Below are 19,423 nucleotides of genomic sequence, written 5' to 3'. Positions count from 1 at the left end.
GTTATGAAAAAGAAAGACAACAAAAAAGTAATTTATTGGCTACTAACAGGCTGTTTATTAATTTTTATAATGGTTATTGTTGGAGGCATCACACGTTTAACCCATTCTGGTTTATCAATTTCTAATTACAAATTAATTTCTGGTACAATTCCTCCAATGAATAACGCCGAATGGAATGCTGCTTTTGACCTTTACAAACAATACCCAGAATATCAAAAACTTAATAACCATTTCACTTTAGAAGATTTTAAAGACATCTACTTTTGGGAATGGATCCATCGTGTTATTGGTCGTGTTATTGGGTTAGTGTTTTTCTTTCCTTTTGTATACTTTTTAATTACAAAACAACTCACCAAACAAACTATAAAAAAAGCAATAGGCTTGATGTGTCTTGGTGCTTTTCAAGGATTTTTGGGTTGGTACATGGTAAAAAGCGGTTTGGTAGATCGACCAGATGTTAGTCACTTTAGATTGGCTGCACATCTAACTACTGCTTTTATCACTTTTGCACTAACATTTTGGGTTGCATTAGATTTAATATTTCCTTTTAACAAGGTTACAGATTCTGCTTTTAAAAACTTGTTACGAGTAACTACATTTGTGCTATTAGTACAGATAATTTATGGTGCTTTTGTTGCTGGTTTAGATGCAGGTTGGATACATAACCATTGGCCAATGATGAGTGAAGGTAAATTTATTCATGAAACTGTGTATACCGAACAAAACTCGCTTTTATTAAACCTAACCGAAGGTAAAAGTGGTGTACAGTTTGTACATCGTACACTTGCTTATTTTGTAGTTGCATTAATACTAATCGTATTTTTTAAAGGACAAAAATTTATAGAAACCAAATACCAAAAACTAGCTTTAAATAGTCTTGTAGGCTTAGTCTTTTTACAATTTGTTTTAGGTGTATTGACCCTATTATTACAAGTTCCGGTTTGGTTAGGTGTTGCACATCAAGTTGGTGCATTTTTCTTATTAACAGCAATGACATTTACTTTACATAGATTTAGCAAATAAGGATTAAAACCTTATCTTTGTAAACTTATTTTTTTAATTATGATTTACCGTTTTAGAGCTATTTTAGACAACGATACAGAAGAAGATATCTTTAGAGATTTTGAAATTCGTGAAAACGATACTATGGAAGATCTACACAATGTTATCACTCAATCTTTTGGGTTTGATGGTACAGAAATGGCGTCTTTTTATATTAGTGATGACGAATGGAATCAAGGTGAAGAAATTAGCCTTTTTGACATGAGCGATGGTTTAAATCAAGTTAAATTAATGAATGAAACTACCATTGCAGACATCGTACACGAAGCACAAACAAAACTTATCTATGTTTACGACTTTTTAAGTATGTGGACATTTTTTGTTGAATTAGCTGAAATTGTTGAAGAAGCGCAAGGTACAGATTACCCAAACCTAATGTATGTGCAAGGTCAAGTTCCTACAGAAGCTCCAGAAAAAGTTTTTGAAGCCGATAGTGATGACGACTTTAATGAATTTGACGACGACTATGATGTTGATGATTATGAAAGTTTAGATTTTGATGAAAACTGGAATTAATACCCTTTGGTATTAACATCTTGATAGTTTCGTTTTACAAAATCTAAAGCGTTTTTTAAGATTTCGCCCATATTTTTGCTACGCCTAAACTCTATATCCATAGTATAATCATAGATTTTAGATTTAAGCATTTCGATATGTTTTTCAATAGAAATAGTATCGTTAGTCATACAATCTAACAACTCTCCTATTCTATCTTGATAACTAATCATACGTTTTGCTATAGTAGATCGTTCTTCTATTTTGTATTGATCAATAGAATCTTTTGTAAGTTTTTCTGCAACTAATGCCACCATTTTATTATTCTCTTTAAAAAATTGTGGTCGGTAAACATTAAACTTACCTTCATAACATTGCTGATCAAAATCTATAGCTCTAATTTTAAACACCACATGATCAAAATCGTGCGTTGGTACAATGACATAATTGTATGCGCGCATATCACCAAGTAATCTAATCATACAACGCTCGTTAAACTTTACAAACTCTTTGGCGATTTGAGATTTTTCTGAAGGAGAGCAATCCTCCAACATATTTTCTATAAATTCATCACCAGGTATTCCTGCAATATGCTCTTCAATTAAGGTGTTTTTATAAACCAAAAAATTTAGGTTGTAAGGCGATAGCATATGCTCTAATTCTAATCCATAAATTCTTGACGCATCTGCTTTTTTTACATAAAAATAGGTGTAATTATCGTTTAAAATATTTCTAACTTTTACTCTAAAAGGCTTACTATTACCAAACGTACAGTAATCTACAGCATCTACATTTAAAAAAGGAATGGTTTTTTCATTTCCGTCAGAGTGTAATTGCGTGTAGACTTTTTTTAGGTTAAGATCAATTTCTGCGCGATCAAATTCGTTATAATATACGCGTATCCAAAGCGTGTCATTATCATCTTTATCATAAACGGTAACAGAACCTTGAAAACGCAACAAATCTTCATATAAAATCGAAATTTTTAAATTTCTATTATATTCATTTAAATACTTGTGTAATTTTTCATTTACAGGATATGATGGTTTCTTTTTAGAAATTTTTAAATCTTGCATAGACACTAATTTACTCAAAATTAGTAACAAATTTTATAAATTGTAACAAAACCAAGCGACAATCGTCTTACTTACATCAATCAAAAACCAAAAATATTTTGAGCACAATTTTAACCATCTCAAACCTTACAAAAAAGTACGGATATTTAACCGCAGTTAACAATCTATCTTTCACTATTGAAAAAGGAAATGTTTACGGAATTTTAGGACCTAATGGAAGTGGTAAATCTACTACTTTAGGTATTACACTTAATGTTGTAAATAAAACTTCAGGAAATTTTCAATGGTTTAACGGAGATTTATCTACACACGAAGCATTAAAAAAAGTTGGCGCTATTATAGAGCGTCCTAACTTTTACCCTTACATGTCTGCTTACAAAAACCTTAAGCTAGTTTGTAAAATTAAAGATATTGCTGAAGAAAAAATAGACGAAAAATTAGAACTTGTTGGACTTATTGAAAGAAAAAATAGTAAGTTTAAAACATTTTCTTTAGGGATGAAGCAACGTCTTGCTATAGCTAGTGCACTGCTTAATGATCCTGAAATTTTAATCTTAGACGAGCCTACAAATGGGCTTGATCCACAAGGTATACATCAAATTAGATCTTTAATCAAAGAGATTGCAAGTAAAGGTACAACTATACTTTTAGCATCTCATTTATTAGACGAAGTTGAAAAAGTATGTACCCACGTTGTCGTTTTAAGAAAAGGCGAAAAACTTTATGAAGGTCCTGTAGACCAAATGATTACTAGTAATGGTTTTTTTGAACTAAAAGCAGAAAACACAGATGCATTAATTAACTTTTTAAATAACAATCCAAACATTAAAGATGTAAAAGTTAATGGCGATCTAGTAACTGCATTTTTAGATCAACCTATGTTATCTAGCTCTTTAAACAAGCTGTGTTTTGATAATGGCATCAACCTATCTCATTTAGTTTTACGTAAAGAAAGTTTAGAAGAGCAATTTTTACAACTTACAGACCAATTATCTTAAACAAACCCAACCAAAAAACCGACAATAATGTTACGACTTTTAAATATAGAATTAATCAAACTTTGGAATAACCGATCAAGTAAGGTGCTTATTTTAGCATACTTTATATTATTAACATCAATAGCATTAATAGCTTCAATCAAATTTGATATTGGACCTGTAAAGTTTCATTTAGCAGAACAAGGAATTTTTGACTTTCCTTACATTTGGCATTTTAATACTTATGTTGCTGCATCGTTAAAATTTTTCTTAGCAATTGTTATTGTGTCTATGATGGCAAATGAATATAGTAACAAGACCATTAAGCAAAACTTAATAGATGGTTTAAGTAAAAAAGAATTTATCGCCTCTAAATTTGTAACCGTAAGTGTTTTTGCTTTAGTATCAACCGTTTTCGTATTTATAATTACACTAATATTAGGATTTGCATTTTCTGATATAACTGAGCTTTACCATGTGTTTTCTGACACAGAATACCTTTTAGCCTTCTTTGTAAAATTAATAGGTTTCTTTTCTTTCTGCTTATTTTTAGGTATTTTAATTAAACGATCTGCATTTGCATTAGGCTTTTTATTTGTTTGGTTTATTATAGAAAAAATAGCATACGGATTATTACGTTGGGAAATAGAGCTTACCGAAAACTCATGGAGATCAATTACACAATTCTTTCCTTTAGAAAGTATGTCAAATCTAATCGTAGAACCAGGATCAAGACTTGGCGCAGCTAAAGAACTAGCCAAACAGGTAGGAGAAGATTTTAATTTTGATTACTCTGTACATTGGTATCAAATTGTTATTGTTTTAGCATGGACAGCTTTATTTATTTACGGCTCTTACAAACTGTTGCAAAAAAGAGATTTATAGGTATTTAACATTTTATATCTTTTCGTTTTTCATTTTTGTAATATCTTTACAAATCTGGCTATACTAGATTATGAAAAAGATATTATTACTAACATTTTTGCTGTTAGTGTCATTTGTTCATTCTCAAAATGAGGCTTCCAACTGGTACTTTGGTAACAATGCAGGAATCAATTTTGATCTTTCGACAAATACTGTAACAGCACTTACCAATGGGCAATTAGCTACAGATGAAGGTTGTACAAGTATTTCTGATGGAAATGGTGATTTATTATTTTACACAGACGGAATAACTGTATACAATAAAAACCATCAGGTAATGACTAATGGAAATGGTTTAAAAGGAAATCCTTCTAGCACACAATCTGCTATTATAATACCAAAACCTCAAGATGCTGATATCTATTATATTTTTACTGTAGATACAGAGTTTCAAGGTAATCCAGACGAAGGTTTTCATTATTCCGAAGTAGACATGACAGCTAATGGCGGTTTAGGAACTGTTACAACAAATAAAAATATTAATCTTTTAAACAATACTTCAGAAAAATTAAGCGCTGTCTTAAAAGACTGTCAAACAGAAAATATTTGGGTAATTACATTTGCAGACACTAATGGTGGTGACTTAAACAACTCAATATTTGCTTACGAAGTAACTGCTACTGGTGTAAACACTACTCCTGTAATTTCAGACCTAAATATAGTTGTTCCAGAAAGAAGAGGTTATCTTAAAATCTCTCCAGATGGGACAAAAATAGCATGTGCTAATATTGCTTCTGGATTATATCTTTTTGATTTTGACACTAATTCTGGTCAAGCTTCTAATGCTCAACAAATAAACATTAATTTAAATCCAGATGGAAAAACGCAAAGACCTTACGGTGTAGAGTTTTCCCCGAATAGTCAAATCTTATATGTTTCAACCTATTTTGAGACTCCTCAAGATGACTTTAATAATGCTAATGCACAATATGGAGCCTTGCTTCAATATGACTTAAACGCCAACAACATTAGTGCTTCAGAAGAAATATTGGACCAAAGAATTATGTATAGAAGTGCATTGCAACTTGGACCTGATGGTAAAATTTATAGATCATTAAGTGCTACTTATAATCAAGGTACGCCTTTTTTAAGTACAATAAATTCTCCTAACAGCTTAGGGCAAGCAGCAGATTATCAACACCAATCTGTAGATCTAAATGGACTAGTTTCTAGACAAGGCTTACCGCCATTTATCGCATCCTTTTTTGTTGAAAAAATTGATATTATCCCAACCGATAATGCTAATACTGTAGATTTACCATTATGTACTGGAGATGACTATACACTAATTGCAGAAGATATTCCTGGTGCAACATATACTTGGACTCAAGATGGTAATGCAATAGCAACACCAGCAATTCCTAATGAATTATTAGTGACACAAAACGGAAATTACGAAGTTATAATAGACTTAAATAACGGTGATTGTGATACAAAAGAAGGTCAAGCAATTGTAACCTATTACGATATTCCTACTGCAACAACGCCAAATAACATTGTAATTTGTGATGATAATAACGACAATATTTGGGACTTTAATCTGACTGATCTAAACACAGAAATATTAAACGGTCAAGATGCTGCAGTTTACGAAGTTAAATACTTCAAAAACCAAGCAGATGCAGATAATAACCAAAACGAAATTACCGGTAATTACCAAAACACATTACCTCAAGAAACAATTATTGCTCGTGTAGAAAACATTAATAACCCTAACTGTTATGCTACAACTAATTTTGATATTTCAGTATTTCAAACACCGGTAATAGATAGCTTAAATGACTTTGAAGTTTGTGATGATTTATCTGATGGTGATGATACAAACGGTCAAACAACTGTAGACTTATCAAGTTATAATAGTCAAGTTTACAACGGACAAAACACTACTTTATTCAATATTAGTTATCACGCTAATTTAAATGATGCAGAAAATAATTTAAGTCCATTAAACCTAAACTACTATAACAACACACCTTTTCAAGAAGAAGTATATGTAAGACTAGAAAACAGTAATAACACAGACTGCTATGCAGTTAATAGCTTCAATTTAATTATCAATCCAGTACCAGCATCTTTTGACCATACGTTATTACAATGTGACGAAGATGGTATACCTGACGGGTACACTATTTTTAATTTAGAAGAAGCTATAACTAATATAACTAACAACAACGCTAATTTATCTGTTGTTTTTTATGACACATTAAACGATGCTAATAATGAAGTTACACCAATTACTAACCCAACATCTTATAACAACTTAAGTAACCCACAAATAGTTTATGCGGTTTCAAAAGACAGTAATACTGATTGTGTAAACATTACAGAACTAACACTAGAAGTTAGTACCACTCAAATTAATAATTATGAATTTGAAGTATGCGACGAGTTAGGCTCTGAAGATGGTTTTAACACTTTCGATTTAAATGAAATAAGCACTAACATGACATCGGCATTACCAGGAAATATTTCAATTAATTTTTACGAAAACTACAATGATGCGTTGACAGAAAGTAATGCCTTACCTTCAACTTTCACCAATACTTCTGCTTACTTTCAAACTATATACGCTCGTGCAGAAAACAATAACAATTGTTATGGTATTAGCGAAGTCGATTTAATTATTAATGAAAGACCTGATTTAGATGAAGACGAAACTGTTTTTTACTGTCTTAATTTCTTCCCAGAAACTGTTACACTAAGTGCTACTTCACCTATTAATAACAACTATTATTTTAATTGGTCAACAGGACAAAACACAAATAGTATAGAAGTAAATCAACCAGGAAATTATACCGTAACTGTTACAACGGTTGATGGTTGCGAAAAAGTAAAAACTTTTACTGTAGAAGCATCTAACATAGCTACAATTGAAAATATTGATATTTTAGACGGAAACACAACTAATAATCAAGTTAGTATTTTAACCTCTGGAGAAGGTACTTATGAATACGAATTAATCAATAGTGAAGGAGAAAGTACAGGCTTCCAAAGTGACTCTGTTTTCACTCAAGTACCACCAGGAATATATACTGTTAATATTATTGACGTAAAAAATGATTGCGGATTAATTTCAGATACATTATCTGTTATTGGTTTTCCTCAATTTTTTACTCCTAATAACGATGCAATTAATGATTATTGGCAAGTTTATGGAGTATCAAGTCAATTTCAACCAAATTCTAAAATATATATTTTTGATAGATACGGTAAATTGTTAACCCAAATAGATCCTAAAAGTAAAGGTTGGGACGGTACTTATAATGGACAACCAATGCCAAGTAATGATTATTGGTTTTCTGTAACACTACAAGATGGACGTGTTTTTAAAAGTCATTTTACTTTAAAAAGGTAGTTTTTTGTAATTTTAGAAAGTAATGTCCTAAATATGAAAAACTTTACTTTCTTATACTTAGTAATTTTACTTTGCTTTTTAAATACTTTAGAAGCTCAGGATATTACATTATTTCAGCAATTTAATGGTAGGTATGATTACACTGCAATTGGCAATACATTAAACCCAGCAGAGAATAACCTTGACAGTAGTTTTTGTACGTTGCCTACTTCTGCTTCAGCTAATTTAAACTTACCTAATAATGTTAATATAATTGCGGCTTACCTGTTCTGGTCTGGCTCTGGTAATGGAGATACTCAAGTTTCCTTAAACAATATAACTATTAATGCTCAAGACACATATAACGTAAATTATGATGCTGGTAGTAATGGACAACTCACTTACTTTGCCTGCTATGCAGATGTGACAAATCAAATAATTAACGAAGGTAACACAACATATAACCTTTCTAATTTAGATGTCAATTCGGTCCTAATAAGTACACCTGGATTTTGTAACAATCGTACTAATTATGCTGGTTGGAGTTTATACGTTATCTACGAGGATAATAACTTACCTCTTAATCAAATTAATCTGTTTCAAGGTTTAGAAATTATAAATTCTGAAGTTCAAGAAAAAACAATTATCCTAGACAACATTGATGTTTTAGATAATGACAATGCTAAAATTGGTTTTTTAGCTTGGGAAGGAGACAATGCTTTAAACTACGGAGAAAGTCTTTCTATTAACGGAAACATTCTATCCAATCCACCTTTAAACTTACCAGATAACGCTTTTAATGGCACAAATACTTTTACAAATTCTACAAATTTTTACAATGCAGATTTAGATGTTTATAATATTGAAAACAACATATCTATAGGCGACACACAGGTTACCATTAAAATGACTACTGGCGGTGTGGACCAATTTGGAATTTTTAGAGCAGATTTAATTATTCTTAACAACATAATTACGGTTTTAAACAGCCAATTACCAGACGCCACAATTGCAATAAACAATTATGATGTGTTTTGTGCAAATCGGGAAATAGATATAAATTACACCGTTTATAACACTAACAGCACAGATATTTTACCTGTTAACACACCAATTTCATTCTATATTGACAATACACTAATTGGGCAAAGTACAACACAAAATGACATACCAATCAATGCTTCAGAAAATAACCAAACAACCTTAACAATACCGCCTAATTATCCCGATAATTTTATTTTAGAAATCGTAGTAGATGATAATGGATCTGGCAACGGAATTGTTACTGAAACCAATGAAAACAATAATAATACGTTTCAAACTATTCAATTAATTCCATTACCAGAAACTATATTACTTAACCCTATATCTGCTTGTAACCAAGGAAAAAAGAAAGCTAATTTTGATTTAACACAAGTGTTTAGCCAAATAAATGAAATAGAATATAACAGCTTTAGTTTTTTTGAAAGTTTAGAAGATATAAATGAAGATTACCCTATCCTTTCACCAGCAAATTACGCTTCAAACTCTACGCCTCAAACAATATATATAACTGCAGAAACAGAAGAGTGTTTTGATATTTTTCAATTTGAATTACAAACTGAAAACTGTCCACCTTTTGTTCCACAAGGGTTTTCTCCTAATGGAGACTCAAAAAACGATTTCTTCAACATACAAGGATTATATGATATATTTGAAAATCACGAGCTTTTAATATACAATCGCTACGGAAAGCTAATTTTTAAAGGCAATAATAATCTAAAGTGGCATGGTCAAACCAATCAAGGCATATTAGCTTTTAGTGATGTTGTACCAACAGGAACATATTTTTACGTATTAAAACTTCATGATCCTAAATACGATGATTTGGTTGGCTGGGTATATCTTAATAAATAGTTAATAACATTTTAACGCTAAAATTTGCATTTTATCGATTAATTAAATACGTTTGTTCGCAACATAAACATACCCCAAGTTTATTTAATTGACTGATACATAGCATGAAAGCGCATAAAACCTACAAAAATAGTCTAATATTTTGGCTAACAGTAACTCATTTTCTTATTGGTTACTTATCTTTTGGACAACAAATAACTGTAAATGACAGTTTTACCTCACAACAACTTATCGAAAATAATTTAGTACAAGGTTGTGTAGAAGTTAGTAACATAAACTCTAATTATAATGGTCAAGTTGATGGTTTTCAAAGCTTTGGATATTTTGAAAGAGCAAACTCAAACTTTCCATTTGAAAATGGTATTGTTTTATCTACAGGACAAGTAACTTCTGCAGGAAATACAACTAACACTAGTGCATTAAACGAAGGTAGCGATAGCTGGACTACAGATCCTGATTTAGAAGCTGCACTTGGAATAAATAATACCCTAAATGCTACATCTATTGAGTTTGATTTTATTTCTACCTCTAGTACAATTTCTTTTAATTATATATTAGCATCAGAAGAATATTTTGCAGATTACCCTTGTCAATACTCCGATGGATTTGCTTTTTTAATTAGAGAAACAGGAAGTAATAATCCGTATCAAAATATTGCATTGGTACCAGGCACATCAACACCTGTAAACACTAATACTATTCATGATGAAATAGTTGGTTTTTGCCCAGAAGAAAATAGTAATTATTTTGAAGGTTATAATATTGGAGACACTAATTTTAATGGTCGTACTACAGTAATGACAGCTTCTGCAAATATTACACCTAACGTACAATATAGCATAAAACTAATAGTAGCCGATCAAACAGACAGAAACTTTGACACTGCAGTATTTATAGAAGGAAACAGCTTTACAGACTCTGTAGATTTAGGTGAAGATATTACAACTTGTGATGCATCTATAACTTTAGATGCAAATACTAACAATCCACAAGCTACATACCAATGGTTTTTAGACGGAAATATAATTAATAACGAAACTAGTAGTACTTTAAATGTTACTACAGATGGTAATTACACTGTTGAAGTTACAGTACCTTTAAGCTCAGATTTTTGTTCTTTTCAAGATAGTATTAATGTTGTATTAAACACCGTTCAAAATGGACCAACAATTTCTGATATTGAAGTGTGTGATGATGCCTCAAATGATGGCACAGAGATATTTGATTTAACACCAAAAACTTCTGAAATCGAAGCTACACTTCCGCCTTCAACTTACGATATAACGTTTCATACCTCTCAAAATGATGCAACTAATGACCAAAACCCAACAACATCTGTAACTAGTACTACAGCTGTTTTACCTATCTTCTACAATGCTCAAGATACCACGTCTGGTTGTATTTACATAGGTACTTTCAACTTAATAATTAATCCTTTTCCTACAATAGTTAATCCATCACCTTTATCTGTTTGTTCTGATGGTGGAGGCAATGTAGATATGACTGTTAAAGATGATGAAATAACGTCTTCAAATACCAACTATGTAGTGTCTTATCATTTTTCTAATGCAGATGCTTTAACAGGAGACAATCCAATACCTCAACCTTATACACCTTCTAACCCAACCGAAACTGTTTTTGTACGTGTTGTAGATATAACTACAGGCTGTTTTACAACTACAACGCTTGATATTGAAGTTAATACAAATCCGCAAATTAATCCTGAAACTGTTCAATTAGATGCTTGCGAGCAAGATGGCGATGGTTTTGACACATTTGATCTTACTCAAGAAATTGATCAAATATTACAAGGGTTAACAAACGTAACTGTGACTTATCACGAGTCTCAAGAAGATGCTAATAATGGAACAAATCCAATAGTAAACCCAACAAGTTATGATAATATAGACCAAGATGTTCAAACTGTTTTTGTACGTGTTGAAGATAATACAACTGGTTGTGCTTCTGTTGTACCTATGGAGCTTCACGCATTTCTTTTAGAAACAGGCACAAATATTACCGACTTTTATGAGTGTGATGATGCATCGAATGATCAAATTGTAGATTTTGATTTATACCATATAGGATTAGAAATTATTAATGATTTAGAAAACGTTACTATTGATTTTTACGAAACAGAAACTGATCAAATCAATAATACCAATGCTATTAATCAATCTGTACCTTATACTATTAATGCTAGTCCTACTCTATTATACATAACCTTAAATAGTAGTAGCTGCAGTCATTTTTCAAATATTCAACTATTAATAAACGAAGGTTTTGAAGTAATTTTAACAGATACACAAACTTACTGCGATACAGATGACGACGGATTTACAAGTATAGATTTAACCTCTTTTGATGCGTTTTCTGGTAATGGTATACCTAATCCATCTGTAGATTACTTCTTAACACAAGCAGATGCAGATAATAATACTAATAGCTTGCCTGCATTTTACACCAACACAACAAATCCTTTAACATTATATGTACGTGTACAAAATACCATGACTGGTTGTTACGCAACGTCTTCTTTAGATATTGAAGTTTTACCAGCTCCAACCATTAATCAACCTTCAGATATTATAATTTGTGATGATGATCAAGATGGTTTTTTTATAGTAGATTTAGACGCAAAAATTCCAGAGATTGTTAATACCACTACAGATCGAGCTTTTAGCTTTCATACCTCATTAACTGATGCAGAAACTAATAGCAGTCCGATTACAGATACGCAAAATTATAATGCTAATACACAAACTGTATATTGCCGTGTAGAGAATACTAATACCGGTTGTTACGCTGTGCAATCTATTACTATAATAGTAAACACATTACCTATATTTACACCAATAGAAACTTATACCAATTGTGAAAATGATGGTAATCAAACCGCAGACTTTATCTTTCAAGAAAAAGATGCAGAAATTTTAAACGGTCAAACAGGAAAAGAAGTTTTATATTTTGAAACTGCTCAAAATGCTATAAACAACGTAGCTCCTATTGATAAAACTGTTGCGTATCAAAATACATCTTCGCCTCAAACTATTTTTGTTAGAGTACATAATATTACAGATCAAAGTTGTTACGATACAACTTCTTTTGATATAGAAGTTGGCGCTTACCCAATTTACAATACTCCAACAGATATATTTGTTTGTGACGACAACTCTAATGATGGATCAGAAACTTTTAATCTAGATGATATTACTTCAGAAATCACTCAAGGTTCATCAGAAAATTTAACGGTTACTTATCATTTATCTCTAGCTGAAGCTGAAGCGCAAACTAATCCTTTACCAAATTCTTTTACAAATACAGTAAATCCTCAACAGATTTTTGCTGTTGTTGATAATGGTACTTATTGTAAAGGTATTTCTAGCTTTGAATTTAATGTTATACAAGTCCCGATAACAAACACACCAAACAGCTTAGAGACTTGCGATAATGATACAGACGGTTTTACAACTTTTGATTTAACCGTTTCAGAAATTGAAGTATTGCCAATTAGACAGAATAATACAGAGATTGAATATTACACAAACCTTACAGATTTAGAGCAAGGTACAAACCAGATTGCTAACCCAGAAAACTTTACAAATACAGTAAATCCACAGACAGTTTTTATTAAAGTTGTAAATACTATTTCTAATTGTTATGCAGAAATTCCTTTAGATTTAATTGTTGAAGTACCACCTGTTATTAATCCAAATGTAACTACTCAAATTTGTGAAGAAAATACTTTATCTTATAATTTAAACAATATATTACCAGACTTAGTAGACACAACACAGCCTATTGAAACTGAGTTTTATTTATCTTTAAACGACGCTCAACTTCAACAAAATACTTTAGACTCAAATTACAATTACAACGTTGGTAATCAGACTATTTTTGTAAGATCTAATTTTACTGGAAGCAACTGTTTTAACGTAGAGTCTTTTACACTACAAGTAAACCCTTTACCAACAGCAAATACTATTCAAGATTTAGAAACTTGTGATGATGATGATGATGACTTGTTTGCTAATTTTGATCTAGGCGAGCAAACTCCGCTTGTATTAGGTAATCAAAACTCTTCAAACTTTACGGTAAGCTATTATACATCTCAATTAGATGCTAATAATAATGAAAACGCCTTAACAGATTTAAATGTATTTAGTGAAGATGGAACAACATATTTTATCCGTATAGAAAACAACACTACAGGATGCTACAACACTACAAGCTTTAATACAATTGTACATAGAAAACCAGAATTAGATATTGAAGACCAAGTACTTTGCTTAGATAATTTACCATTGTTAATTTCTGCCGAAACAAATGTACCAACAGACAGCTATTTATGGTCTAACGGAAGTACAAATTCTTATATAGAAGTTAATCAAACTGGAACATATTCTGTAACTGTTACAACACAATTTGGTTGTTCTACTTCTACAAGTTTTTCTGTTTCTCAATCTGAAGCTGCTACTATTGACTTTACAGAAACTATAGATTTTTCAGACCCAAACAATGTTACTGTAGAAGTTTCAGGAATTGGAGATTATTTGTATCAATTTGATGATGAAGATCCACAAGAATCTAATTTCTTTTACAACGTACCAATTGGTCCTCATACAATAACAGTAATAGATTTAAACGGATGTAATTCGACTTCAAAAGACATAATAATTATTGATGTACCTAAATTTGTAACACCTAATAATGATGGATATTTTGATACTTGGCATATTACAGGTGTAGAGCAGTTAGAAGGCACAATAGTACATATCTTTGATCGTTACGGTAAACTTTTAAAAACACTAAATCATACCTCTCAAGGTTGGGACGGAACTTATAACGGAAATCTATTACCTGCAACAGATTACTGGTATGTTGCTAATGTTAAAAAAGGCGCTATAGAATTTGAAATTAAAGGGCATTTCACATTAAAGCTTTAACATTTTTATAGTCCTAATAATTAGATTTGTTACGTATATTTGCATGCCAGTTTAAAATGTATGAAACAAGCGTTTATTTTATTTATTTTACTAAGTATAAATTTAGCTGTATCACAAAATGTAACTACAGATTGGACATCTTACACACCACAACAATTAATTGAAGATGTTTTAATAGGTAATGCGTGTATATCTAATGTTCAAGTCACTAATGTCGTTGGTGGTAATTTTAACACAAACGATTTAAGTTACGGATATTTTAATGCTAACGGATCTTCATTTCCGTTTCAAGAAGGTGTTGTTTTAAGCACAGGTAAACTCTCTAACGTAAACGGACCAAACACAAGTCTTAGTGATGATAATGCTAATAATTGGCAAGGTGATACAGATTTAGAACAAATTTTAAATGAAAGTAATACAATTAATGCTACCATTATAGAGTTTGAATTTACTGCTCCTGCAAACCAAATAAGCTTTAGATATTTATTTGCATCAGAAGAATATCAAGAAGGTAATCCCAACACCTGTCAATATTCCGATTTATTTGGATTTTTAATTAGGCAAAGTGGCACACAACAGTACGAAAACATCGCTTTGGTACCAGAAACTAATACTCCGGTAAAGGTAACGACTGTTCATCCAGGAATACCTGGTGCTTGTCAAGAAGAAAATCAAGCGTATTTTGGAAGTTGGAATAACAGCAATGCACCAATAAATTTTAATGGTCAAACAGCTGTACTTACTGCTATTGCAAATACAACACCTAATGTTACTTATGAGGTAAAATTAGTTATAGCAGACGAGCAAAATTACCGTTATGATTCGGCAGTATTTTTAGAAGCAAGTAGTTTTGAATTATATACAGACTTAGGTCCTAATTTACTTCAAAACACTAATAATGCATTATGCGAAAATGACACCACAACATTAGACGCCTCACAACCAAACGCAACAACTTACACATGGTTTAAAGATAATGTTTTACAGCCCGAAATTACTTCTGATTTTTTAGTAGATTCTCCAGGAACCTACAGTGTAGAAGTTACTTTAAATAATGGATGCATTTCTTATGGTGAAGTTGTTATTGAAGAGTTTCAACAACCTATTGTTCAAAACACATCATTAACAAATTGCGATATTGATCAAGATGGATATACCACATTTAACCTAAACTATGCAGAGCAGACTATTATAAACAATGATAGCAATTTATTTGTAGTAGATTATTTTACTAATTTTAATGATGCGCAACAACAAATTAACCCAATACAAACGCCTGATAGTTTTAATAACACACAATTAAATCAAACTGTATTTGCACTGGTTAGCTCTACTCAGTCTAATTGTTCTAGCATAGCAGAAGTTAACTTAAGTATTTCAAATAATACATTATCAAGTTTTTCTTTAGACGCTTGCGATGAAGGTGAATTAGACGGTTTTACAACCTTTGATTTAACCCAAGTACAATCGCAAATTGCTAATGCTGTTCCTGCAAATTCAACAATAACATTCTATCAAAATTTAGATAACGCTTTCGCGGAAACAAACCCTTTACCTTTAAGCTTTGAAAATACCGAAGTTAATTTTCAAACTATATATGCTAAAGTTACTAGTAATGGTAATGAATGTTTTGCAGTTACTAATGTAGATTTATCTGTGTTATACACACCACAAATAGAAGCAGATCAATCTTTAGATTACTGCTTAAATAATTACCCTGAAACTATCACGCTTTATGGTGGTGTTTTAAATGACTCACCAAGCAATTATTATTACCAATGGTTATTAAATGGTGTTGACACTGGAGTTAACACAAGTTTTATTGATATTAATGAAATTGGTACCTATACCGTAATTATTACAGATCCTAACGGTTGCTCAAACTCAAGAAATATAATTGTAAATCCAATTGAAGCACCAATAATAGAAAGTATAGATTACACCGACTTTTCTAATAACAATACAGTAACTATTAATTTAGAAAATACTGGTCAATTTAGTTACGCAATAGATGGTCAAGCTTATCAAAACAGTAATACATTTACTAATGTTTCAGCTGGTTTACATACTGTTTATGTTACAGAAATTAACGGTTGTCAAACTGTAGAGCAAACAATAGCAATAATTGGTTTTCCTAAATACTTTACACCAAATAATGATACAATACATGATTTTTGGAAACCATACGGAATGACAGATGGTTACAACACTAATCTTGATGTTAAAATTTTTGATCGCTACGGTAAACTTATACATATTATTAACCCAAACACAAAAGGCTGGGACGGAACTTACAGAGGAAGGTTAATGCCAGCAAATGACTATTGGTTTTTACTTACAGATACCAATGGTAGAACATATAGAAGTCATTTTGCTTTAAAAAGATAAACAACTAACTTTTACTTAACACAAATAAGATAAAATATTGTTTTATTTGCCGTCCTATTTATACAAATGAAACATATTTATTTTTTAGTTCTTTCTAGTAATACGCTTTTAGCTACAAGTTGTCCAGACCCAATAATTAATACAATTAACCCTAGTTCTGGTCCCGCAAACACGTTAATTACTATAAATGGCAGCAATTTTTTTACAACATCTCAAATTACTATTGATGGTATTTCTGCGACTTATAACATCATTGACAATACTCATATAGAAGTTTTTATTCCTACAGGAACTAATGGTTTATCAGATTTAATAATAAATACTTCTGGTGGTTGTTCTACAACAGCAGCAACGCAAATAAATGTATTAGATTCTTCTTGTAATACTAGCGAAATTTATATTTCAGAAATATATGACTCAGAACCTGGAAGTTATGGCGTTATAGAACTTTACAACCCTTCCAACACTACTGTAACTTTAGATGGCATTTATGATATAGAACGCTACGGAGATATTGGTAATGCTACACCTTCTATAACTGTTCCTTTAGTTAATACCATTGGGCCACAACAAACTTATATCTTGCAAATGGGTAGTAATGGAAATACCTGTTCTGTTTCTGCAGACGAAAGTGTTGGTTCTGGTTTTAACGATAATGATGAATTTAAATTACTTAAAAATGGTGTCGTTATCGATGTAGTAGAAGCTTTAAACGAAAGAGGCTATAGTTTTATAAGAAACCCTAACGCTATTGCTCCTATTAGTATTTTTAACGCTTCAGACTGGTCTATCTCAGGGACAGAAAATTGTAGTGATTTAGATAGCCACACAACTAATTTTAATAATAGCAACCCAACGATAACTCATCCAAACTCTCAAACAATTTGTGATAATTCAAATATAAGTTTTACAACAAATGTAGACACAGGTTCGTATACTTACCAATGGTTTACTTTAAATTCTGTTGGTGTTTGGGTTCCATTAAATAACGACTCTATTTTTTCTGGAGTTAACACTAATACTTTATCGATTACAAATGCACCAACTGCTTTAGATAACAGTCAATATTACTGTCAAATGGTTTCTACAGATTGCAATTTATACAGTAATACCGCTCAACTTTATATTTTAAATCCACAAGTTGATACTCTTTCAGACCAAACCGTTTGCCAAGATTATACTTTACCTACTTTAACCAACGGAAGTTATTTTACTGGTACCAATGGTAGCGGAACCATGTTAAACGCTGGAGATATTATTTCTACATCACAAACTATCTATATTTATAATGAAATTGGTACTGTGCCAAACACGTGTAGTAACGAGTCTAGTTTTACAGTAACAATATCTGGTAATCCACCAGTTGATACTATCGCAGACCAAACCGTTTGCCAAGATTATACCTTACCTACTTTAACCAACGGTAATTATTTTTCTGGTGCTAACGGTAGCGGAACCATGTTAAACGCTGGAGATATTATTTCTACATCACAAACTATCTATATTTATAATGAAATTGGTACTGCGCCAAACATGTGTAGTAACGAGTCTAGCTTTACGGTAACAATATCTGGTAATCCACCAGTTGATACAATCTCAGACCAAACCGTTTGCCAAGATTATACCTTACCTACTTTAACCAACGGAAATTATTTTACTGGTGCCAATGGTAGCGGAACCATGTTAAACGCTGGCGATGTCATTTCTACATCACAAACTATCTATATTTATAATGAAATTGGTACTGCGCCAAATACCTGTAGTAACGAGTCTAGCTTTACGGTAACCGTCTTAAATATTGATTTCACTTTAGATCAAAACAACATAACAATTATTGAAGATACTATAACAGTTTCTATGTCAGACAATACTATATTTTATGAGTATTCTTTAGACAATATAACTTATCAAAACAGTAATACTTTTTCAAACTTATCAAACGGAACGTACACATTATTTGTAAGAGATATTAATGGTTGTGTAGTTAGACAGTTAAATTTTGATATAAATGTTTCTGTTGTAAATGAGCTTTTCATCCCTAAGTATTTCACTCCAAACGGAGATGCTTACAATCAAGTTTGGCAAATTATAGATCCTAATCAAATCATAAAAGAAGTATATATTTTTGATAGGTATGGAAAATTGTTAAAACAAGTATCTACTGTTCATTTAAGTTGGAATGGTATGTATAACGGAAACGTTTTACCTACTAACGATTATTGGTATCTTATTAACTTAAAATCTGGAGAACAGCTTAAAGGTCACTTCACCTTAAAACGTTAACTTTTATAAAAGAAAATATCTGATTTTTATTCAGTAATTTTA

10 protein-coding genes are annotated in these 19,423 nt (G+C 31.3%); 9 read left to right on the top strand and 1 reads right to left on the bottom strand.

Going from position 1 to position 19,423, the window contains the following annotated elements; all coding sequences use genetic code 11:
* Positions 1-3: 3 nt before the first annotated feature.
* Both WA340_RS01645 and WA340_RS01640 read left to right on the top strand, forming a co-directional pair.
* On the top strand, positions 4-1,023 hold the full coding sequence (locus tag WA340_RS01645) for a COX15/CtaA family protein (protein ID WP_336127018.1): 1,020 nt from the start codon (positions 4-6) through the stop codon (positions 1,021-1,023).
* A gap of 39 nt (positions 1,024-1,062) precedes the next feature.
* Positions 1,063-1,578 (top strand): IS1096 element passenger TnpR family protein, encoded by a 516-nt coding sequence (locus WA340_RS01640; protein WP_106679302.1) that lies wholly within the window; start codon positions 1,063-1,065, stop codon positions 1,576-1,578.
* Here WA340_RS01640 and WA340_RS01635 read toward each other — a convergent pair.
* Complete coding sequence (locus WA340_RS01635) at positions 1,575-2,633, bottom strand: hypothetical protein (protein ID WP_336127017.1); 1,059 nt, start codon at positions 2,631-2,633, stop codon at positions 1,575-1,577. The genes WA340_RS01640 and WA340_RS01635 overlap by 4 nt on opposite strands.
* 98 nt (positions 2,634-2,731) lie before the next feature.
* Between WA340_RS01635 and WA340_RS01630 the strand changes: the two genes are divergently transcribed.
* The 7 genes from WA340_RS01630 (at position 2,732) to WA340_RS01600 (ending at position 19,381) form a co-directional block, all read left to right on the top strand.
* Positions 2,732-3,631: an ABC transporter ATP-binding protein gene (locus WA340_RS01630; RefSeq protein WP_336127016.1), complete on the top strand. Its 900-nt coding sequence runs from the start codon at positions 2,732-2,734 to the stop codon at positions 3,629-3,631.
* 27 nt (positions 3,632-3,658) lie between these two features.
* Complete coding sequence (locus tag WA340_RS01625; protein ID WP_336127015.1) at positions 3,659-4,495, top strand: ABC transporter permease; 837 nt, start codon at positions 3,659-3,661, stop codon at positions 4,493-4,495.
* A gap of 70 nt (positions 4,496-4,565) precedes the next feature.
* Positions 4,566-7,889: a T9SS type B sorting domain-containing protein gene (locus WA340_RS01620; RefSeq protein ID WP_336127014.1), complete on the top strand. Its 3,324-nt coding sequence runs from the start codon at positions 4,566-4,568 to the stop codon at positions 7,887-7,889.
* A gap of 33 nt (positions 7,890-7,922) precedes the next feature.
* Complete coding sequence (locus WA340_RS01615; protein ID WP_336127013.1) at positions 7,923-9,764, top strand: gliding motility-associated C-terminal domain-containing protein; 1,842 nt, start codon at positions 7,923-7,925, stop codon at positions 9,762-9,764.
* 104 nt (positions 9,765-9,868) lie between these two features.
* Complete coding sequence (locus WA340_RS01610) at positions 9,869-14,710, top strand: choice-of-anchor L domain-containing protein (RefSeq protein ID WP_336127012.1); 4,842 nt, start codon at positions 9,869-9,871, stop codon at positions 14,708-14,710.
* A gap of 60 nt (positions 14,711-14,770) precedes the next feature.
* Complete coding sequence (locus WA340_RS01605; RefSeq protein WP_336127011.1) at positions 14,771-17,098, top strand: choice-of-anchor L domain-containing protein; 2,328 nt, start codon at positions 14,771-14,773, stop codon at positions 17,096-17,098.
* A 66-nt stretch (positions 17,099-17,164) separates the two neighbouring features.
* Positions 17,165-19,381, top strand: a complete 2,217-nt coding sequence (locus tag WA340_RS01600) for a T9SS type B sorting domain-containing protein (protein ID WP_336127010.1) — start codon at positions 17,165-17,167, stop codon at positions 19,379-19,381.
* Positions 19,382-19,423: the final 42 nt, after the last annotated feature.

The organism is Mesoflavibacter sp. CH_XMU1422-2 (genome assembly GCF_037029245.1).
Taxonomy (GTDB): Bacteria; Bacteroidota; Bacteroidia; order Flavobacteriales; family Flavobacteriaceae; genus Mesoflavibacter; species Mesoflavibacter zeaxanthinifaciens.
This window is presented reverse-complemented; position numbering and strand designations above follow the sequence as displayed.